Source organism: Nonomuraea sp. NPDC003201 (assembly GCF_053590415.1).
In genome coordinates this window covers 1-6631 of sequence record NZ_JBSFTC010000456.1, presented here as the reverse complement: position 1 = coordinate 6631, position 6631 = coordinate 1, and the positions used below count along the sequence as shown (strand labels likewise).

3 protein-coding genes are annotated in these 6631 nt (G+C 73.9%); all 3 read left to right on the top strand.

What is annotated here, in order from left to right:
* Positions 1–3931 (top strand): non-ribosomal peptide synthetase/MFS transporter (locus ACWDX9_RS57675; protein WP_449971714.1); only part of this gene is annotated, 3931 nt, incomplete at its 5' end.
* Entirely contained in the window at positions 3928–5448 is a 1521-nt protein-coding gene (locus tag ACWDX9_RS57670; RefSeq protein ID WP_449971711.1) for an AMP-binding protein, read from the top strand. The genes ACWDX9_RS57675 and ACWDX9_RS57670, both read left to right, overlap by 4 nt.
* Positions 5445–6631, top strand: a 1187-nt coding sequence (locus ACWDX9_RS57665) for a condensation domain-containing protein (RefSeq protein WP_449971708.1), incomplete at its 3' end; no start/stop codon positions are given. The genes ACWDX9_RS57670 and ACWDX9_RS57665, both read left to right, overlap by 4 nt.

Here is a 6631-nt window from a genome sequence, read left to right as displayed (position 1 = left end):
GCTGAGCCAGGGCCACGGCACGGTGTCCGCCTCGCTGGTCTCCTCCATCGCCATGGCGGGCCTCGCCGTGGTCGCGGGGGACGTCTCGCTCACGTACGGCGAGCTCGGTGCCCGCGCCGACCGGCTGGCCCGGCGGCTGCGGGCCCTCGGCGCCGGGCCCGGGGAACGGGTGGCGCTGTGCCTGGAGCAGTCGGCCGGACTGGCCGTGGCGGTGCTCGGCGTGCTCAAGGCGGGGGCCGCGTACCTGCCGCTGGATCCGGAGCATCCGCCCGAGCGGCTGGCGTACGTGGTGCAGGACGCCGGGGTACGGATCGCGGTGACCGATTCGGCCTCCAGGGAGCGGTTGCCCGATGGCCTGCTCACGGTCGGCCTCGACGAGCCCGGCGGCGACGAGGCGCCGGTCCCCCAGGACGTGACCCCCGACGACCTGGCCTACGTCATCTACACCTCCGGCACCACCGGAAGGCCCAAGGGCGTCGCGATCCAGCACCGGCAGGCGCTGGTCTATCTCGCGGGCCTGCGGGAGCGGCTGGGGATCGAACCCGGCGGCTCGTACGGGCTGCTGCAGTCGCTGGCCTTCGACTTCGGGGTGACGGTCTTCTACGCGTGCCTGATGACCGGCGGGACGCTGCACATCATCCCGCCGCGCACGGCGGGGCACGAGCTGGCCGAGTACGTCCGGGACGCCGGCATCGACTACCTCAAGATCACCCCGTCCCATCTGGCCGCGTTGCAGGCCGACGTGCTGCCGCGCAAGCTGCTGATCCTCGGCGGCGAGGCGGCGCCCCGCGACTGGGCGGAGGAGCTGGCCGCGTCCGGGCGCTGCCGGGTCGTCAACCACTACGGCCCGACCGAGGCGACGGTCGGCGTCACCACCTATCCGGTCGAGGGCACCGGCGGCACGACCACCACGCTGCCCATCGGCAGGCCGCTGCCGGGGGCTCGGGCTTACGTGCTGGACGAGCATCTGGAGCCGGTGCCGATCGGCGTCGCGGGGGAGCTGTACCTCGGCGGGGACCGGCTGGCCAGGGGCTATCTCGACCGTCCCGCCCTGACCGCGGAACGGTTCCTGCCCGACCCGTACGGCCCGCCCGGCGCTCGGATGTACCGCACCGGCGACCTGGCCCGCCACCTCCCCGACGGGAACCTGGAGTTCCTCGGCCGCCGCGACCTGCAGGTGAAGATCCGCGGCTACCGGGTGGAGCTGGCCGAGGTCGAGTCGGTGCTCGGCCGGCATCCCGGCGTGACGTCGGCGATCGCCGACATGCGCGGCGGTCTCCTCGTGGCGTACCTCCTCGCCGAGTGCGGTGAGGCCCGGCCGGAGGCCGCCGAGATGCGGACGTGGCTGGCCGAGCGGCTGCCCGACTACATGATCCCCGCCCGGTACGTGTGGCTGGACGAGCCGCCGCCGCTGAAGTCGCACGGCAAGGTGGACCGGGCCGCCCTGCCCGACCCGGCGCCGGAGACGACCGGCCGGTTCGAGCCACCGCGATCCGCCGCGGAACGGACGGTCGCCGCCGTTTGGTCCGAACTCCTCGGTGCCGCCGAGGTCGGCGCCACGGACGACTTCTTCGAGCTCGGCGGCCACTCCCTGCTGGCCATGCGGGTGGTGGCCCGGCTCAGGCAGGAGCTGCCGGAGCGTGCCGTCACCGTGCTCGACCTGTTCAAGCACCGCACCGTACGCGAGCTGGCCGCGCTGCTGGAGTCGGACGGCGACGGCCCGCGCCACCTGCTGCACCGGCTCACCCCCGCCAGGACGGCCACCTCGACGCTGGTCTGCGCGCCGTACGGGGGCGGCAGCGCGGTCATCTACCAGCCGCTGGCCGACGCGCTGCCGGCCGACTGGGCGCTCTACTCGATCGCCGTGCCCGGGCACGAGCTGGGCGAGGAGTCCCGGCCGCTGGACGAGGTCGCCGACGGGTGCGTACGGGAGATCCTCGACGGCATCGAGGGCCCCGTCACCCTGTATGGCCACTGCGGCCTCGGCGTGATGCTGGCCGCGGAGATCGCCCGCCGGCTGGAGGACGCCGGCCGCGAGGTCGAGGCGGTGTACCTCGGCGGCGTCTTCCCCTTCGCGCGTCCCCGCGGCCGCCTCTCGGGCCTGACCGAGCTCATGGAACGCATCCGCGGCGACCAGGCCTGGATCAACGACCTGCGCTCCGCCGGCCTGGACGTGGAGGAGGTCGGGCGCGACCAGCTCGACCTCATGGTCCGCAACCGGCGGCGCGGCACCCGGCAGGCGGAGCGGTACTTCACCCGGATGTTCGAGGAGTCCGCAGCCGGGTCGGACGGGGCCCCGCTGCGGGCGCCGGTGATCGCGCTGGCCGGCGAGCGTGACCCGGCGATGGAGTTCTACCAGGAGCGCTACCGCGAATGGCACGTGCTGTCGGAGCTGACGGCCCTGGTCGTGCTGGACGAGGCCGGACACTTTTTCCTGAAATATCGGGCGGAGGAGCTGGCGGCCATCGTGACCGGCACGCACCGCGCCATCGCCGAGGGACGGACCGAGCCGCTGGCACGCGCACCGCGATCGACGTGGTGGCTGGAAGGCGTGTCCTCGGGAGACTCCCCGGCCCCCTCGGAGGAACGCCGGGCGCGGCCGGGCATGGGGCGGTTCGCGCTGGTCGCGGCCGGGCAGCTGGTGTCGATCCTGGGGTCGGCGCTGACCGAGTTCGCCGTGCCGCTGTGGATCTACACGACCACCGGCTCGCTGGCGAACTTCGCGCTGTTCGCGGTGCTCGGGCTGCTGCCCGGCATGCTGGTCGCGCCGCTGGCCGGGGCCATCGTGGACCGGCACGACCGGCGCGCGGTGATGCTCGCCGGGGACGTCACCGCGGGCGGCGTGCAGCTGGTGCTCGGGGTGCTGCTGTGGACCGGCAACCTGGAGATCTGGCACATCTACCCGCTGCTCGCGCTGCTGTCGGTCGCGCTGACCTTCCAGCGGTTCGCGTACGCCTCGGCGATCCCGCAACTCGTCCCCAAACGCTTCCTGGGCCACGCCAACGGGGTGGTGCAGCTCGTCACCGGCACGGCCCAGGTGGCGGTGCCGCTGGTGGCGGTCGGGCTGATGGCGGTCATCGGGCTGGAGGGCATCCTCGTCGTCGACGTGCTGTCGTACGTGTTCGCGGCCGCGGTCGTGCTGGCGGTCCGGTTCCCCCGGAGCATGGCCTGGCGGCGGCGCGAGACGGTCATGGCGGAGATCGCCGGCGGCTGGCGGCTGACCTGGGGGAACCGGGGCTTCCGCGGGATGCTGGTGTTCTTCGCCGTCCTGAACGTGTTCCTGTCGCCGCTGTTCCTGATGATCTCGCCGCTGGTGTTGTCGTTCGCGACGCTGCAGGACGTCGGGCGGGTGTCGCTGGCGGGCGGGATCGGCGTGCTGGCCGGCGGGCTGCTGATGGCCGTGTGGGGCGGGCCGCGCCGGGGGCGGTTGCGCGGGGTGCTGCTGTTCACGCTCGCGCTGGCGGGGTTCTGCGTGGTCGTCGGCGTACGGGCGGATCTGGTGGCGATCGCCGCGGGGGCGTTCGGGATGTCGCTGTGCCTGACGCTGCTCAACGGCGTGTACGCGACGATCATCCAGGTCAAGGTGCCGCAGCGGTTCCACGGGCGGGTCATCGCGCTCAACACGCTCGTCGCCTGGTCCACGCTGCCGATCGGGTTCGGGCTGGTGGCGCCGTACGGGGCGACGGTGCTGGAGCCGCTGATGGCGCCGGACGGGCCGCTGGCCGCGACGGCGGGGGCGTTGCTCGGGACGGGGGAGGGGCGCGGGATCGGGCTGATGTACGTGGTCTTCGGGCTGGTCATCGCGCTGATCGCGGTGTGCGCGATGCGCGTGCGGGTGCTGGCGCGCTTCGATCGCGAGGTGCCCGACGCGCTGCCCGATGATCTCGTCGGGATCGAGGAGCTGCGGCGGCGTGCGGGAGGGGAGCCATGATCGTTCCGGAGCTGCTCGCCAGGCGGGCCGCGGAGGAGCCCGAGCGGGTCGCGCTGGAGGTCGCCGGGGGCGGCACGCTGACCTTCGCGGACTGGCACGCGCAAGTGGACTCGCTGGCGCGCGGGCTGGTCCGGCGCGGCGTGCGGCGGGGCGATCGGGTGGGGTTGCTGTTCGGGGCCGAGAACTGGACCGGCTTCGCCGTGGCCTACTGCGCCGTACAGCTGGCCGGCGGGGTGGCCGTGCCGATCTCCGACCGGTTCGCGCCGGCCGAGGTGGCGTACATGCTGGAGCACTGCTCGGCGACCGGCGTGCTGCACGCCGGCAAGGGGCCGGCCGCGCCGCCGGACGGCGGGTACTGGAGCGCGGTGCCGGCCGAACTGGAGCCCGGCTCGCGCGAACCCGAGCCGCCCGGCCCGGCGGATCTGGCGCAGATCCTCTACACCTCCGGCACCACGGGCCGGCCCAAGGCGGTGGCGGCCACCCACGCCAACCTCACCTACGGCAGCGCCACCCGGGCCAACCGCCGCAGGTTCGGGCATTCGCGGCTGCTGCTGCACGCCTTTCCCATCGGCACCAACGCCGGCCAGGCCATGCTGATCAACGCGCTGGACGCGCGGCCCTCGGTGCTGACCCTGGCGCGGTTCACCCCGGGCAGGTTCGCCAGGCTGATCGAGTCGCGGCGGGTGGGGACGGTGTTCCTGGTGCCGGCCATGGCACTGGAGCTGCTCAACGCCGGGCTGCACGAACGGCACGACTTCTCCGGCGTGGTCCTGCTCGGGTCGGCGGCCTCTGCGCTGCCGGCGGCGCTGTGCGCGCGGCTGGCGGCGGCGTTCCCCAAGGCGACCGTGACGAACTACTACACCTCGACCGAGGCGGCGCCCGCCCAGACCGTCATGATCTACGACCCGTCACGGCCCGCGGCCCTGGGCCGGCCGGCGCTCGGCAGCGGGCTGAGGATCACCGGCCCGGACGGCACGCCGCCGGCGGCCGGGGAGACGGGGGAGATCTGGCTGCGCTCTCCCGCCGCCGCGCGCTCGTACTACCGGGACCGGCAGGCCAGCGCGCACACCTTCCGTGACGGGTGGGTGCGGATGGGCGATCTGGGCTACCTCGACGCGGACGGCTACCTGTATCTCGTCGACCGGGAGAGCGACGTCGTCAAGTCCGGCGCGTTCAAGGTGTCGACCGTGCAGGTGGAGGCGGCGCTGCACGAACACCCGGACGTCGCCGAGGCGGCGGTCACCGGCGTGCCGCACCCCGTGCTGGGCACCGTGCTGGCCGCGGCCGTCGTGCCCCGTTCGCGGGCGCCGCGCGTGACGGAGCTGCGGGCCTTCCTCATGACCCGGCTGGCCGCGCACGAACTGCCGACACGAGTGATCTTCGTGGACCACCTGCCCAGGAACCACTCGGGCAAGGTCGTCAAGTCCGGCCTGCGCGATCTGCTGAAGCAGGCGGACTCCGTGATGGAAACAGGCTCTAGGGAAACAGGCGCTGTGGAGAAAGAAGGCGGGAGATGACCGGATCGTGGCCGGCCTCCCCTGCGCAGCAGGGGATGTGGCTCACCGAGCGGGCCGGGGTCGCCGGGCGGGCCTTTCACATGCCGCTGGCCGTGTGGCTGGACGGGCCGCTCGACGTGACGGCCCTGGCGGAGGCGTGTGAGGAGGTGGCGCGCAGGCATCCCGTGCTGGGCGGCGTGCTCGCCGAGGACGGCGGTGAGCTGCGGGTGGTCCCCCACGGGGTGCCGCCGATGCGCGAAGGCGGCGACCTTGAGGAGGAGCTGGCCGGGCCGGTCGATCCGGGCGAGGGCCCCGCGGCGCGGTTCACGCTGATCCGGGAGGACGCCAAGCGGCACGTGCTGCTGTTCCAGGCCCATCACGCGGTGTTCGACGGGGAGTCCAAGGACATCCTGCTGCGGGACCTGGCCTCCTGGTACGGGGGCGCGGCGCCGGCGCCGCTGGTGCTGACGCACCCGGAGGTCACGGTCCAGCAGCAGGTCAGGCTGGGGGACGCGCTGCCGGACGCGCGACGCTACTGGCAGGACCGGTGGCAGGACCAGCGGGAGCTGCACCTGCCCGGCCTGACCGGCGTGTCCGTGGCCGCGGCACCCGGCTGCGCCCTCGACTTCGTCGTCGAGGACCTCGGCGGGCTGGCGGGGCGGCTGGAGGTCACCCGTTTCGAGGCGGTGCTGGCCGCGTTCGTCGCGCTGCTGCGCGCGTACGGCAACGCGCGGCCCGCGGTCGGCGTGGATCTGTCCACGCGGACCGAGCGGAGCAGGGACCACGTGGGCGCCTTCGTCAACGAGCTGCCCGTGATCGGGGCGCCGGAGGCGGGCACGTTCGGCGAGTTCGCGCGGAGCCTGCGGGTCGAGCTGCGGCGGTTGTACCGGCACCGCGAGGTTCCGCTGGCCAGGGCCGTGGACGGGATCGGCCCGCGCGCCGCGCTCACCCCCGTGTCGCTCAGCTACCGCCGGCGGCCCGAGACGGGCCCGCTGTTCCCCGGGCTGGGCGCGTCGGTGGAGTGGATGATGTTCAACGGCTGGGTGCGCAACACGCTCCACCTGCAGATCGTCGACGACCCTGCGGGTACGGCGGCGCGGCTGCAGTACAACCCGGCGCTCCTCGACCCGGCGGGGGCCGAGCGGATCCGGGAGGATCTCGCCGCGCTGCTGGCGGCGCGTCCGGGTCCGTGGCGACCGCCGCC